The sequence below is a fragment of the Streptomyces sp. NPDC046349 genome, assembly GCF_055587885.1.
On sequence record NZ_JBVJFK010000011.1, the window covers coordinates 49,017 to 61,801 of the forward strand.

The following is a 12,785-nucleotide window of genomic DNA, read 5'->3' on the forward strand; positions in this document are numbered from 1 at the left end:
GGGCATGGATCTTGGATTGAAAGACCGTGTCTACATCGTCACCGGGGCCACGCGCGGCCTCGGTTTCGCCACTGCCCGGGAACTGATCGCCGACGGCGCGAAGGTCCTCGTGACGGGCCGGGACGAGAAGCGGACGGCCGACGCTGCCGCCGAACTCGGCCCGAACGCCGTGGGGGCGGCCGCGGACAACGCGGACCCGGCGGCTGCCGGGCGGCTCATCGCCACGGCGCGCGAGCGCTTCGGCCGCTTCGACGGCATCCTCATCAGCGTCGGCGGCCCCGTCCCGGGCTTCGCCGTCGACAGCACCGACGAGCAGTGGTCGGACGCCTTCGAGTCGGTCTTCCTCGGTGCGGTGCGCCTCGCCCGGGCGGCCGCCGCCGTGCTGGGCGAGGGCGGGGTCATCGGCTTCGTCCTGTCGGGCTCGGTCCACGAACCGATCCCCGGCCTGACCATCTCCAACGGGCTGCGCCCGGGCCTGGCCGGCTTCGCGAAGTCCCTCTCGGTGGAACTCGGTCCGCGGGGGATCCGCGTCATCGGCCTGCTGCCGGCCCGCATCGACACCGACCGGGTGCGGGAGCTGGACGCGCTGTCCGGCGACGCCGGCGCCGCCCGTGCGGGCAACGAGTCGCGCATCCCGCTGCGCCGGTACGGCTCTCCGCAGGAGTTCGGCCGCGCGGCCGCGTTCCTGCTCTCGCCGGCCGCCTCGTACCTGACGGGCGTGATGCTCCCGGTCGACGGCGGCTCCCGGCACGGCTTCTGAGCGTCCGTTGCGGCAGCCGCCCTGTGGCGGCTGCCGCTTCGGCCCTCAGCTGACGCGGCGGGCGCGGTGGGAGGTCACCTTGAAGCGGGCTTCCGCCGGTAGTTCGGGGAGGTTCGCGGAGGTCCGGGCGTGGGTCAGCACCGGCCCCGCCAATCCGGCCAGGGTGTCGGCCGGGACGGCGTGGGGCTCCAGCTCCACCGCCACCCGCAGGGCGGGCGAGCCGCGCCGCCCGCGCAGGACGGCCCGGCAGCCGGCGACCCCGTCCATGGATCCGGCTTCCGCGGCGACGACGTCGGACAGGGCGTGCCCGCGGAGCAGGGCGAAGGCACCGTCCCGGGTGTCCACGGTGACCGTCCGCAGCCGGGCGCGCTTCAGCTGGGCCAGCAGCCACCACAGGGCCAGCAGCAGGCACACGACGAGGGCGGCGGCCAGCACCCACCAGGCCCAAGCCTCGGCATGCAGGTACCGGCGCCGGTCGGCGGCGGTCAGCAGCGGCTCGGCGCGGCCCTTCAGCGGGCGGGTGGCCGTCAGCAGGACGACCCCGGCCGCCAGCAGCACCGCGCCGGCCACCGCCAGCAGGGTCCGGTTCACGATCCCGATCAATCCGCTCGCCTCCTGACCCTCAGACGCGGCCGCGGCGGATGCACGAGGCCCAGTTCCTCGATGCCGACGGCGATCACCGCGGCCAGGTCGGCCCGTACCTCGTCCAGCTCGCGGAAGTGGGACGTGGCCCGCACCCGGACGCGGGAACGGCCCATCCGGACCCGGGCGGACCGCACACCGGGCACTTCCATGGCCCGGTCCCGCAGTACCTGGGCGGCGTCCTTGCGACCGATGCCGGCGCGCAGCTGCGGGCCGGCGTCCGGCTCGCCGTCCTGGCCGGGGACCCGCATCATCAGGATCCGGCGGATGCCGGGGGTGAAGGCCAGCAGCAGGAGCACCGCACCGGCGAGGACCAGGATCCCGCCGGCCACCTGCACCCACAGGTCGGCCGGGGTGTGGATCTCCAGTCGGCGGGCGAGTTCGCGGCGCCAGGCCATGGCGGGACGCCCGGCCCGTACGGCGGCCAGGTCGTACAGGAAGAGTCCGGCCACGCCGATCACGAGAAGGGCGACGATGGCCGCGGGGATGCGGCGGGCGGACCGGAAGCGGTGTGCCGTCACCGCAGTCTCCGGTCCCGCCCGGCACCGGTGCGAGTGTGGGTGGAGTGCAGGCGCTCGATGTCGACGTCCACCTCGGGCACGGACATGTTCGCGCACTCCTCGACCCGGCGTACGACCTTGCTGCGTACGGCGGCGCAGTGGGCGGCGAGGTCGGACGGGTAGTCGAGCTCCACTCCCACCCGGACCCTCGCGATGTCGTGGTGCACGGTGACGGTGGCGTGAGGGGGCGCGCCGGAGCTGCCGGCGAGGGCCTCCCGGGCGGCCTGCGCCGCGATCTTGGCGACGACCCGGTCGGCGATGCGGGTGGCCCCTCGGTCGGCGGCGGCCACCGCGGCCGGGGTGGGCCGTGCGCCGACGAGCGGGTCGTTGGGGTCCGGCGGGGTCCGACCCGGCGGGGTGGCCTGCGGCAGGGGGCTCATCGCGGCTCACCTCCGCCGGTCGCGGCGACGGAACAGGTCCCCGGACTCCAGGTCCCCGTCGAGGAAGCGGCCGGCGACGAAGCCGACGGCTCCCAGGGCCGCGACCAGCAGAAAGGCGCCGAATCCGCCGAAATAGCCGGCGAATCCCAGGGCCATGCCCGCCAACATGCAAGCGGCTGCCATGCTCATGTGGAGGCTCCTCTCGGCTACTGGAGTCGGGACTCCGGCTCCTCGTCGGGCTCATCGGGCAGCTTGACGTCGCCCACGGCGATGTTGACCTCGACGACCTCCAGGCCGGTCATGCGCTCGACGGCGGAGACGACGTTCTCACGGACCGCCCGTGCCACGTCACGGATCGACACGCCGTAGTGGACGACGATCTCCAGGTCGAGGGCTGTCTGGACCTCGCCGACCTCGGCCTTGACCCCGCGCGTGACCGCGGCCTTGTCGCCGCCGGGAACCCGGTCCCGGACGGCGCCGAACGTACGGGAGAGGCCGCTGCCCAGGGCGTGCACGCCGACCACCTCGCGTGCTGCCAGTCCGGCGATCTTCTCGACCACCCCGTCGGCGATGGTCGTGCGCCCACGGTCGCCGGGTGCCTTGTGGGATCCCCCTGATGCGGTGTCGGTCATCGCGTGTCCCTTCACGTGTAACGGACTCACTCCGCTCCACGTTAGGCCCCCGGAGACAGAAAGGCGCCCCGGGGCTACGCCGGCCGGCGTAGCCCAGGGGCGCCTTTGCGGCACGCTGCGGGGGGGGTGGGGTGGGGTCAGTCCGAGAGGCCCGCCAGGTCCCGCAGGCGACGGGCCTGGGCCGCGCGCTCGGCGGCGCGCTGGTCGTCGTAGGTGCGGGCCTGGGCACCGCGCAGCAGGGTCTTGGTCTCGATCACGGCGTCGCGGGGCGGGGCCAGCAGGGCGGTGGTCAGGTCCTGGACGGCGGCGTCGAGCTCGTCCGCCGGGACCACCAGGTTGGCGAGGCCGACGCGCTCCGCCTCCTCGGCATGCACGAAGCGGCCCGTCGCACAGATCTCCAGCGCGCGGGCGTACCCGACCAGGGAGGCCAGCGGCTGAGTGCCGGCCAGGTCGGGGACCAGGCCCAGGCTCGTCTCGCGCATGGCGAACTGCACGTCGTCGGAGACCACGCGCAGGTCGCACGCGAGTGCGAGCTGGAAACCGGCGCCGATCGCGTGCCCCTGCACGGCGGCGACGGAGATGATGTCGTTACGCCTCCACCAGGTGAACGCCTCCTGGTACTCGGAGATCGTGGCGTCGAGCAGTTCGTCCGAACCGCGCGCCAGATCGAGGAAGGACGGCTCGCCCTCGAAGCCTTCGGGGGTGAACGCCTGCCGGTCGAGCCCGGCGGAGAAGGACTTGCCCTCGCCGCGCAGCACGACGACCCGGACGGTGCCCGGCAACGACCTGCCCGCCTCGGCCAAAGCCCGCCAGAGCGCGGGGGATTGGGCATTTCGCTTGGCCGGATTGGTCAGTGTCACCGTGGCGACCGTGTCGTCGACGGTGAGTCGTACGCCGTCCTTGTCGAGCAGAGCCATCCGTGTGCCTCCGGTGTGCAGTCGGCCGCAAGCCCGGCCTAAGTGACTGCACAGTAACCACCCGGTCGACCGGAAGGCCGACCGGGGGTCACCGAAGGGGACGGCGGATCATGTGAGCCTTGAAGCCGTTGGAGCGTTGGATCCGATGGACCGGGGTCAGGCCGTAGCCGCCTTCTTGCCGCGCGTCGCGCCACCGCGGCCACGCAGCGAAACCCCGGACTCACTGAGCATCCGGTGGACGAATCCGTAGGACCGGCCGGTCTCTTCGGCCAGCGCCCGGATACTCGCACCGGAGTCGTACTTCTTCTTCAGGTCTGCCGCGAGCTTGTCGCGCGCGGCGCCGGTAACCCGGCTGCCCTTCTTCAGAGTCTCGGCCACCCGTGCCTCCTCATGGGAAGTGCGCTCTGGACTTCTCATGATCACCCCTCCCCGGCTTCCTGGCCACCCATTCAGCAAGGTCGGTACGGCGGCATTTCCCGAGCCGTGGACACCCGAGCAGAACGGAATCCCCTCTTCCGCCGCATGACTTCCGTCACACCTCGCCAACCTCCCCGGGAATCGCCAGGTCAGGGGCCGGACCGCGGAAAGGCGACGGCCCCGGTCGCGCACCCTCGCGGGGGCGGCCGGGGCCGTCGTACGACGCGCAACGGTACGAGACCGTCTCACTCAGATGATGGATCACCCCTGAGCCGAATGATCCATAAGGAACTGGATCAGCGCCGGGGCGTCATCCGGCGCCCTTCGCGCACCTCCCCGGCACGGCCGGGAGAAGGTCAGGCGAGGGCCACCAGGTCCCGGTAGTCCGGTCCCCACAGGTCCTCGACACCGTCCGGGAGCAGGATGATGCGCTCGGGCTCCAGCGCCTCCACGGCGCCCTCGTCGTGCGTGACGAGGATGACGGCGCCCTTGTAGGTGCGCAGCGCGCCCAGGATCTCTTCGCGGCTGGCCGGGTCGAGGTTGTTCGTGGGTTCGTCGAGGAGCAGCACGTTCGCCGAGGAGACGACCAGCGTGGCCAGGGCCAGACGGGTCTTCTCACCGCCGGAGAGCACGCCCGCGGGCTTGTCGACGTCGTCCCCGGAGAACAGGAAGGAGCCGAGCGTCTTGCGCACGTCGACCAGGTCCAGGTCGGGCGCGGAGGAGCGCATGTTCTCGAGGACCGTGCGGTCCGGGTCCAGGGTCTCGTGCTCCTGGGCGTAGTAGCCGAGCTTGAGGCCGTGGCCGGGCGTGACCTGGCCGGTGTCGGGCTGCTCGGTGCCCGCGAGCAGGCGCAGCAGGGTGGTCTTGCCGGCACCGTTGAGGCCGAGGATGACCACGCGGGAGCCCTTGTCGATGGCCAGGTCGACGTCGGTGAAGATCTCCAGCGAGCCGTACGACTTCGACAGGCCCTCGGCGGTCAACGGGGTCTTCCCGCACGGTGCCGGGTCCGGGAAGCGCAGCTTGGCGACCTTGTCGGAGACGCGGACGGCCTCCAGGCCGGACAGCAGCCGCTCGGCCCGCTTGGCCATGTTCTGCGCGGCGACCGTCTTGGTGGCCTTGGCTCGCATCTTGTCGGCCTGGGAGTTCAGGGCCGCGGCCTTCTTCTCGGCGTTCTGGCGCTCGCGCTTGCGGCGCTTCTCGTCGGCCTCGCGCTGCTGCTGGTAGAGCTTCCAGCCCATGTTGTAGACGTCGATCACGGACCGGTTGGCGTCCAGGTAGAACACCTTGTTCACGACGGTCTCGACGAGGTCGACGTCGTGGGAGATCACGACGAAGCCGCCGCGGTAGCTCTTCAGGTAGTCCCGCAGCCAGACGATCGAGTCGGCGTCGAGGTGGTTCGTGGGCTCGTCGAGGAGCAGGGTGTCGGCGTCCGAGAAGAGGATCCGGGCCAGCTCGACGCGTCGGCGCTGACCGCCGGAGAGAGTGTGCAGGGGCTGCCCGAGGACGCGGTCCGGGAGGCTGAGCGCGGCCGAGATGGTCGCGGCCTCGGACTCGGCGGCGTACCCGCCCTTGGTGAGGAACTCGGTCTCCTGGCGCTCGTACTGCTTGAGCGCCTTCTCGCGGGTGGCGCCGGAGCCGGTGGCGATGCGCTCCTCGTTCATCCGCATCTTCTTGATGAGGACGTCCAGGCCGCGGGCGGACAGGATCCGGTCGCGCGCCAGGACGTCGAGGTCGCCGGTGCGCGGGTCCTGCGGAAGGTAGCCCACCTCGCCCGAACGGGTGATGGAGCCCCCGGCGGGCTGGCCCTCACCCGCGAGGCACTTGGTGAGGGTGGTCTTTCCGGCTCCGTTGCGGCCGACCAGGCCGATGCGGTCGCCCTTGGCGATACGGAAAGAGGCGGACTCGATGAGGACGCGGGCGCCGGCGCGCAGCTCGATGCCGGTGGCGGTGATCACGGAAATACTCCAGGGCGGGTCGGGACGGCGGAAGGGGGCGGGACGCGAGGCTTCGACGCCGTTAATCCGCGAGGAGATTCGCCATGGGAGACATTCTACCGGGGGTGTGCAACTGGTTTCCGGGGCGGCCGCCGCGCCCCCGGCCACGGCCGTCCGGTCCCCTGGTGTCCCCCGTTCGGCTCAGGCGCCTGCGAAGGGGGGCCCAGGCGCGTAGGGGGACGAACGGGCTGATACTCGCCGCAGGGGCGGCCGCGCCGGCTGCACGCATGGAGGGCGGTGCCGAATGCAGTTCGACGACAACGCCGATCTGGACACGTCCGAGGTCAAGGATGTGCGTGGCAGTCGCGTCCCGGGCGGGAAGGCCACCGTCGGCGGCGGCCTCGTCGGCATCGTCGCGCTCGTCATGGGCCTGCTCCTCGGGGTGGGGCCGGAGCAGCTGGGGCTGTCCTCCGGGGACGAGGAGCCGGCTCCCGCCGCGTCCTCCGTCAACCAGGTGCAGCAGGCGTGCAGGACGGGGCAGGACGCGAACGCGCGCGAGGACTGCCGGATGGTCGCGGTGGTCAACAGCACCCAGGACTTCTGGCGGCAGGAGTTCACGCGGCGCGGCGGCCGGTACGGCCCGGCGTCGACGGTCTTCTTCACCGGCCGGGTGGACACCGCGTGCGGGGCCGCCACCTCGGCCGTGGGTCCCTTCTACTGCCCCGCCGACCGGCGGGTCTACCTGGACCTGGGCTTCTTCGACGAGTTGCGGACGAAGTTCGGGGCGGGCGGCGGACCCTTCGCCCAGGCGTACGTCGTGGCCCACGAGTACGGGCACCACGTCCAGAACCTGACCGGCATCCTCCAGCGGGCGCAGGACGGGCGGCAGGGCGCGGACAGCAATGCGGTCAGGACCGAGCTGCAGGCCGACTGCTACGCGGGGGTGTGGGCGCGCAACGCGACGCGGACCCCGGACGAGTCCACCGGGCGGCCGCTGGTCACCACGCTGACCGACCAGGACATCAGGGACGGGCTGGACGCGGCGGCAGCGGTCGGCGACGACCGGATCCAGGAGAGGCTCCAGGGCCGGGTGACCCCGGAGTCCTGGACGCACGGCTCGGCCGACCAGCGCCGACAGCGGTTCCACGAGGGCTACCGCACCGGCGACATGGCCCGGTGCAACACCTTCCGCTGACGGTCGGCGGCGCCTGCCATGCTGTGTGACGCGGGTCACCGTCACGAGAGGGAGTGATCGTCATGGCAGGCGTTCCGTCCATCTGTCCCACGCTGGTCTACCGCGACGCGAAGGCGGCGATCAAGCTTTTGACCGAGGCCTTCGGCTTCAGTCAGGTCGCGGTGTACGAGGGGGACGACGGCTCGGTGGTGCACGCGGAGCTGGCGTACGGCAACGGTGTGGTGATGCTGGGCAGCAAGGGCACCGGCGGGGCTTTCGACAAGGCCATGGAGGGCGCCGGCCCGTCGGGGGTCTACGTCGTGGTCGACGACGTGGACGCCCACCACCGGCGGGCCGTCGAGCACGGGGTGGAGATCCTCATGGGGCCCACCGACCAGGACTACGGCTCCCGCGACTACATGGCCCGGGACGGCGAGGGCAACATCTGGAGCTTCGGCACGTACGCGCCGCAGGCCTGACCCGCGGCGTACGGGCCGCACCCCTGAAACCCGCGGCCTACGGGCCGCGGGTCCCGGGCGAACGCGCGTAGCGCGGGTGTCAGGCGCCGCCGGTGTGGACCTGGAAGGCGGCCCGGCGGACCGCCTTGGCCAGCGCCGGGTCCGGGTGTGCGGCGGCCAGCGCGACCAGGACCTGGACGGTGCGGGGATGGCCGACCGCGCGGACCTCGTCCAGGAGCCGGGGGACCGTGGTGCGGACGGCCGAGTCCAGGTGGCGGGCCAGCAGCTCGGCCTCGCCGTGGTCGGCGATGGCGGCGGCGGTGTCCACCCAGAGCCAGGTCGACTCCTCCGCGGTGAGCACGTCCTGCGCCTCGTCGGGGTCGATGCCGTCGTGCACGGCGAGCCAGAGCAGCGCGTACGGGCGCAGCGCGGGCTCGCGCACGGCGGCGCGCACCTCGGGCTCCGCCGGGGCGCCCACCACGCGCAGCGCCTCGAAGGCGAGGCCGCGCAGCAGGGCGTCCTCGCCGCGGGCGGCCTGGAGGAGTTCGGCGACGGCGTGGCCGACGGGCCGGGCGGCGAGCCAGGCCTGGTATTCGGCGCGGGCCGGTCCGGGGGTGAGCCGAGCGCAGCCGTGCAGCATGGCGGCGGCGGACTGCTCGATGTTCCCGGCGGGGCTCTGCGCCGCGACGCAGATCTGCTCCAGCTTGACCCAGACGGCCCAGCTGCCGAGCGGGGTCAGGGTGGCCCGGGCGGGTCCGAGGGTGACGGCGTCCACGGCGGCGAGGCCGCCGAGCGCCCAGCGCAGCAGCCGGGCGAGCGGGACGGGGCGGGCCTCGGCGGAGCCGGCCGCGGAGGTCAGCGCCGCCGCGGGCTCGGCCTCGTAGGGGATCTCGCAGCGCTCGTCGCGCAGTTCGGTGACCCGCTGCCCGAGGAGGTCCAGCAGGTCGGGGACGGTCACCGGGCCCGCGGACAGCTGGAGCAGGGAGAGCAGCTGGGGCATGGCCTCGACGACCTCGGCGACGGCCTCGGGGGCGATGTCGGCGGGGGCCGGGTGGACCAGCGACCAGGCGTCGAAGAGGGCGACCCAGCCGCGCAGTACGGCGGTGTCGTCGCGGTCCCAGGCGCGCAGGCGCCAGCCGGGCCGGGCGTGGCCGCCGTGCACCTCGACGAGGCCGGCGAGGCGGGCTCGGTCCCAGCCGACCCGGATCTGGCCGTGTGTCAGGCCCAGTTCGTCGGCGGCGCGTTCGACGTCGGCGGCGGGCAGGGCTCCCGTGGGGGCGGGCCGACCGCCGTCCCCCGCGCCGAGGTTGCGTTCCGCCCATCGGGTCAGGCGTACGGCGTCCGCCAGCGAGGCCCGGGCCCGGTTGGCGAGGTCGGCGGTGGCCGGGGTGCCCGCCGGGGGGCGCGGGGCGGGGCGGGTGCGGCGGTCGGTCACCGCCTTGCGTGCCGCGGCGACGGAGCGCGGGGAGACGAGTCGGAGTCTGGAGTCGCGAGCCAACTGCTCATCAGGCTTTCGGGACGTCACGGAAGCAGTCTCGCCCGTCACTGGCCGAAAGCCCAAACGGAATCGGCTCCTTCCGTCACCCGCCCCGGGGGCAGACCGGGACAACCCGCCCGCAGGGCCCGGTCCGTCACACGGCCTTCACATCAGAGGGGTGAGGAAGCGGCGCAGGGCTTCCTCGTATCCGGCGGGATCGGCGTTCCACATCGCCCCGTGCCCGGCCTCCCGCACCGTGTGCAGGGTGATCAGGTCGGGGCGGGCGGCGGCGAGCCTGCGCGAGGGCTCCCACGGGGCGAGCGTGTCGTCCGGTCCGTGGAAGATCAGTACGGGGATCTTCAGCGCGCCGGGGTCGGCGCCCGGCGGCGGGCGGTCCGCACGCAGCCCCGCACGGCCCTCGGCGGCCCGCACGGCCAGCGGAAGCACCGGGGCCGGGGTGCGGCGCGCCGCGGCGAGTGCGCGCAAGGTGGTGTGCCAGTCGAGGACGGGAGAGTCCAGGACCAGGCCGGAGATCCGGTCGGCGAGCGCCGAGCGCTCGACGGCGCGCAGGGCCATGGCGGCGCCGGTGGACCACCCGTGCAGGATCACGCGCCGGGCTCCGTAGCGCAGGGCGTAGCGGATGGCGGCGTCCAGGTCCCGCCACTCCGATTCGCCGAGGTGGCCCAGGCCGTCGGGGGGTTCGGGGGCGCCGAGGTCGCCGCGGTAGCCGAGGTCCAGGACGGGCAGCCGGTGCCGGTGCAGGAGGGGCATGACCACCATCGGGTGCTCGCGTCCGGCACCGAGTCCGTGCACGGTGATCACCCAGGTGTCCCGGGCGGCGGGCACGAACCACGCGGGCAGCGCACCGAGCTCGCCGGGGACGTCCACGTCGGCGTGTTCGAGCCCGAGTGCGCTGCGCGGATCGCCGATGTGGACCTGGGGGGTGAAGGTGACCCTGGTGCCGGGGTCGAGGCTGCCGTGGGTGACGGAGAGGAGCCGGCGCACGACGGTGTCGGGCGCGTGGGCGGCGTCCGGGAGCACGGGCCCGACGACGGCGTGCACACCGGGCGCGGCCAGGCCGTACACGCCGGGGCGCAGGGAGGCGAGCGAGCGGGTCAGCGCGATCCTGCCGTCGCCCGCGGAGTGGACGCTCAGCCGCGGCCCGCCGGGGAGCGGGACACCGGGCCGGGGGCGCAGGGCGGCGTCGGCGGCGTACCGGCCGGCCGCCACGGCAGCCGCGCCCGCCCCGAGGAGGGTCGTCGTGACGGCCGCTGCCGTCGCTGTCACGGTACGCACCGTTCCAGTGTGGTCGCGCAGAGTCCGGCGAGCCACCGGAGGCAGCCCTTCCGGGTCTACGCGGAGAGAGTGATCTGGGTCTCTTTCCCCAGGCGCCGGGGGTGGCCGCGGGAGCCGCCGGGGACGTGCGGAGGGATTCATTCACCCGGCTTTGACGTGCATTAATGCTGAAATCTACGCAAGAATCAGGACGAATGTCCCGATCGCGCCCCGTGCCAGTACACCGCTCCGCCGGAGCCAGTTCACCTTCCGTTCATCCAGGTTGCCTACGTTCACCGAGCCACTGACGCCAAACAGAAGCCTGGGTAAATGGAGCACATAACGCTTCTCCTCGGGATCGTGATCATCACCGCTCTCGTGTTCGACTTCACGAACGGTTTTCACGACACGGCCAACGCGATGGCCACCACCATCTCGACCGGCGCCCTCAAGCCCAAGACCGCGGTGGCCATGTCCGCGGTGCTCAACCTCGTCGGCGCGTTCATGTCCGTGGAGGTCGCCAAGACGATCTCCAAGGGCCTCGTCAACGAGGAAGGCATCCAGCCAGAGGTGATCTTCGCCGCGCTGGTCGGCGCGATCCTCTGGAACCTCGTCACCTGGCTGGTCGGACTCCCGTCCAGTTCCTCCCACGCCCTGATGGGCGGCCTGATCGGTGCCGCGGTCGCCTCCGCCGGCATCGGCGCGGTCAACGGCGGAGTCGTCGTGACCAAGGTCCTCATCCCGGCGATCGCCGCCCCGCTGGTCGCCGGCATCGCCGCGTACCTGGCCGCCAAGCTCACCTACAAGCTGGGTGACAAGGTCGGCGAGAAGACCTCCGCCAAGGGCTACCGCGCCGGTCAGATCGCCTCGGCCGGCCTGGTCTCGCTCGCGCACGGCACCAACGACGCGCAGAAGACGATGGGCATCATCACCCTGGCCCTCATCGCCGGCGGCGCGCTCGCGCCCGACGCGAACCCGCCGGTCTGGGTCATCGTCTCCGCCGGTCTGGCCATCGCGCTCGGCACCTACCTGGGCGGCTGGCGCATCATCCGCACCATGGGCAAGGGCCTGACCGACCTGCAGCCGCAGCAGGGCTTCGCCGCCCAGACCTCGGCCGCGTCCGTCATCCTCGCCTCCTCGAACCTGGGCTTCTCGCTCTCCACCACCCACTCGTGCTCCGGTGCGGTCATGGGTGCGGGCCTGGGCCGCAAGGGCGGCGTGGTCCGCTGGTCCACCGCGACCCGCATGTTCGTCGCGTGGGGCCTGACCCTGCCGGCAGCCGCGCTGGTCTCGGCCGGTGCCGAGCTGGTCATGCGCGCCGGTGACATCGGCGTCGCCGCCGTCACCGTCTTCCTGGTCGGCTCCTGCCTGGCCATCTGGCTCATCTCGCGCCGCCAGGTCGTCGACCACCACAACGTCAACGACGTCGAGCAGGCGGACGAGGAGCCGGGCGTCGTCACCACGGCGATCGCGGCCGTCACCGTCCCGCCGACCGTCGCCGCGGCCGGCACCAACGCCGCCGGTACGACCGCCGCGGTCACCGACGAAGAGCTCAAGGCCACCATCCCGGCCGCGACGCAGACCCCGGCGGCTCCGGCCGCCGCGGTCTGACCCGGACAGAGACACACAGAGGAAACGGCAGTATGAAGATCGACTGGGAAGCGCTCGGCTCCGTCTTCGGGGTCAGCCTCTTCGCCACCGTCGCCCTTGTGGCCCTCTTCACCCTGGGCCTGGTGGGCCTGTCCAAGCACGAGGCCGCCACCGAGCAGGGCGGCACCGCCACCCTGGCCCGCAGCGGCGCGTACCTCTGCTTCGCGCTCGTCGCGGCAGCCGTGACGTACGGGATCTACCTGATCGTCGCCTGATTCCCCGCGGCAGCGCGGGCCAGGCGTGAGAGCTCCCTCCGGGTTCGTCCCGGGGGGAGCTTTCGCATCTCCCGACCCTGCCGCGCCGCAGGTCAACAGCGAGTTGACGGGCCTTCCGGGTGCGTGGTGGACTGCCCGAGCCAATACGGCGGCATGGAGAGGAAGTCCGGTGCGAATCCGGCGCGGTCCCGCCACTGTCACCGGGGAGCGCGCCGTGCGTGCGCCCCGGGAGCCAGGAACTCTCGCCGCCGGACACGTCGAACCAGGGCGCGGACCCTGAGTGAGGACATACCT

15 protein-coding genes and 1 riboswitch are annotated in these 12,785 nt (G+C 72.8%); of the genes, 5 read left to right on the forward strand and 10 right to left on the reverse strand.

The window, feature by feature from the left end:
- Positions 1 to 4: 4 nt before the first annotated feature.
- Entirely contained in the window at positions 5 to 760 is a 756-nt protein-coding gene (locus tag ACZ6JS_RS25175) for an SDR family oxidoreductase (RefSeq protein WP_469301152.1), read from the forward strand.
- 45 nt (positions 761 to 805) lie between these two features.
- Here the strand turns inward: ACZ6JS_RS25175 and amaP are convergent, their stop codons facing one another.
- The 8 genes from amaP to ACZ6JS_RS25215 form a co-directional block, all read right to left on the reverse strand.
- On the reverse strand, positions 806 to 1,363 hold the full coding sequence (gene amaP, locus ACZ6JS_RS25180) for an alkaline shock response membrane anchor protein AmaP (protein WP_469301154.1): 558 nt from the start codon (positions 1,361 to 1,363) through the stop codon (positions 806 to 808).
- A complete protein-coding gene (locus ACZ6JS_RS25185) occupies positions 1,360 to 1,923 on the reverse strand; it encodes a DUF6286 domain-containing protein (protein WP_469301156.1) in 564 nt (187 codons plus the stop codon). Before ACZ6JS_RS25185 ends, amaP begins: the two co-directional genes overlap by 4 nt.
- Positions 1,920 to 2,342: an Asp23/Gls24 family envelope stress response protein gene (locus ACZ6JS_RS25190; RefSeq protein WP_469301158.1), complete on the reverse strand. Its 423-nt coding sequence runs from the start codon at positions 2,340 to 2,342 to the stop codon at positions 1,920 to 1,922. The genes ACZ6JS_RS25185 and ACZ6JS_RS25190 overlap by 4 nt, the downstream gene beginning before the upstream one ends.
- A gap of 6 nt (positions 2,343 to 2,348) precedes the next feature.
- On the reverse strand, positions 2,349 to 2,531 hold the full coding sequence (locus tag ACZ6JS_RS25195) for a hypothetical protein (protein ID WP_469301160.1): 183 nt from the start codon (positions 2,529 to 2,531) through the stop codon (positions 2,349 to 2,351).
- A gap of 17 nt (positions 2,532 to 2,548) precedes the next feature.
- Complete coding sequence (locus tag ACZ6JS_RS25200) at positions 2,549 to 2,974, reverse strand: Asp23/Gls24 family envelope stress response protein (protein ID WP_469301161.1); 426 nt, start codon at positions 2,972 to 2,974, stop codon at positions 2,549 to 2,551.
- A gap of 137 nt (positions 2,975 to 3,111) precedes the next feature.
- The gene (locus ACZ6JS_RS25205; protein ID WP_469301163.1) at positions 3,112 to 3,891 is read right to left on the reverse strand and encodes an enoyl-CoA hydratase/isomerase family protein; all 780 of its coding nucleotides are present in this window, start codon (positions 3,889 to 3,891) and stop codon (positions 3,112 to 3,114) included.
- Between the two features lie 156 nt (positions 3,892 to 4,047).
- A complete protein-coding gene (locus tag ACZ6JS_RS25210; RefSeq protein WP_030010789.1) occupies positions 4,048 to 4,269 on the reverse strand; it encodes a helix-turn-helix domain-containing protein in 222 nt (73 codons plus the stop codon).
- A 395-nt stretch (positions 4,270 to 4,664) separates the two neighbouring features.
- Positions 4,665 to 6,263, reverse strand: coding sequence for an ABC-F family ATP-binding cassette domain-containing protein (locus ACZ6JS_RS25215; protein ID WP_469301165.1), 1,599 nt, complete (start codon positions 6,261 to 6,263; stop codon positions 4,665 to 4,667).
- A 283-nt stretch (positions 6,264 to 6,546) separates the two neighbouring features.
- Between ACZ6JS_RS25215 and ypfJ the strand changes: the two genes are divergently transcribed.
- Both ypfJ and ACZ6JS_RS25225 read left to right on the forward strand, forming a co-directional pair.
- Complete coding sequence (gene ypfJ / locus ACZ6JS_RS25220; RefSeq protein ID WP_469301167.1) at positions 6,547 to 7,437, forward strand: KPN_02809 family neutral zinc metallopeptidase; 891 nt, start codon at positions 6,547 to 6,549, stop codon at positions 7,435 to 7,437.
- A 62-nt stretch (positions 7,438 to 7,499) separates the two neighbouring features.
- Positions 7,500 to 7,895, forward strand: a complete 396-nt coding sequence (locus ACZ6JS_RS25225) for a VOC family protein (RefSeq protein WP_030849654.1) — start codon at positions 7,500 to 7,502, stop codon at positions 7,893 to 7,895.
- 79 nt (positions 7,896 to 7,974) lie between these two features.
- On the opposite strand, the gene ACZ6JS_RS25230 is transcribed toward ACZ6JS_RS25225, so the two are convergent.
- Both ACZ6JS_RS25230 and ACZ6JS_RS25235 read right to left on the reverse strand, forming a co-directional pair.
- Positions 7,975 to 9,399, reverse strand: a complete 1,425-nt coding sequence (locus ACZ6JS_RS25230) for a hypothetical protein (protein ID WP_469301169.1) — start codon at positions 9,397 to 9,399, stop codon at positions 7,975 to 7,977.
- 117 nt (positions 9,400 to 9,516) lie between these two features.
- On the reverse strand, positions 9,517 to 10,647 hold the full coding sequence (locus tag ACZ6JS_RS25235; protein ID WP_469301170.1) for an alpha/beta hydrolase family protein: 1,131 nt from the start codon (positions 10,645 to 10,647) through the stop codon (positions 9,517 to 9,519).
- 309 nt (positions 10,648 to 10,956) lie between these two features.
- Here ACZ6JS_RS25235 and ACZ6JS_RS25240 point away from each other — a divergent pair, with 309 nt between their 5' ends.
- Positions 10,957 to 12,237 carry an inorganic phosphate transporter gene (locus ACZ6JS_RS25240; protein ID WP_469301172.1) on the forward strand — a complete coding sequence of 427 codons (1,281 nt, stop codon included), beginning with the start codon at positions 10,957 to 10,959 and terminating at the stop codon, positions 12,235 to 12,237.
- 32 nt (positions 12,238 to 12,269) lie between these two features.
- Positions 12,270 to 12,491, forward strand: a complete 222-nt coding sequence (locus ACZ6JS_RS25245) for a hypothetical protein (protein ID WP_030849642.1) — start codon at positions 12,270 to 12,272, stop codon at positions 12,489 to 12,491.
- A gap of 158 nt (positions 12,492 to 12,649) precedes the next feature.
- Positions 12,650 to 12,733: riboswitch (cobalamin riboswitch) on the forward strand.
- The last annotated feature ends 52 nt before the right edge of the window (positions 12,734 to 12,785 follow it).

Excerpts from the sequence above, each read along its gene's own strand:
- ACZ6JS_RS25175 (WP_469301152.1), top strand. The coding sequence starts at position 5 with ATGGATCTTGGATTGAAAGACCGTGTCTACATCGTCACCGGGGCCACG.
- ACZ6JS_RS25190 (WP_469301158.1), bottom strand. The coding sequence starts at position 2,342 with ATGAGCCCCCTGCCGCAGGCCACCCCGCCGGGTCGGACCCCGCCGGAC.
- ACZ6JS_RS25195 (WP_469301160.1), bottom strand. The coding sequence starts at position 2,531 with ATGAGCATGGCAGCCGCTTGCATGTTGGCGGGCATGGCCCTGGGATTC.
- ACZ6JS_RS25200 (WP_469301161.1), bottom strand. The coding sequence starts at position 2,974 with ATGACCGACACCGCATCAGGGGGATCCCACAAGGCACCCGGCGACCGT.
- ACZ6JS_RS25205 (WP_469301163.1), bottom strand. The coding sequence starts at position 3,891 with ATGGCTCTGCTCGACAAGGACGGCGTACGACTCACCGTCGACGACACG.
- ypfJ (WP_469301167.1), top strand. The coding sequence starts at position 6,547 with ATGCAGTTCGACGACAACGCCGATCTGGACACGTCCGAGGTCAAGGAT.
- ACZ6JS_RS25225 (WP_030849654.1), top strand. The coding sequence starts at position 7,500 with ATGGCAGGCGTTCCGTCCATCTGTCCCACGCTGGTCTACCGCGACGCG.
- ACZ6JS_RS25240 (WP_469301172.1), top strand. The coding sequence starts at position 10,957 with ATGGAGCACATAACGCTTCTCCTCGGGATCGTGATCATCACCGCTCTC.
- ACZ6JS_RS25245 (WP_030849642.1), top strand. The coding sequence starts at position 12,270 with ATGAAGATCGACTGGGAAGCGCTCGGCTCCGTCTTCGGGGTCAGCCTC.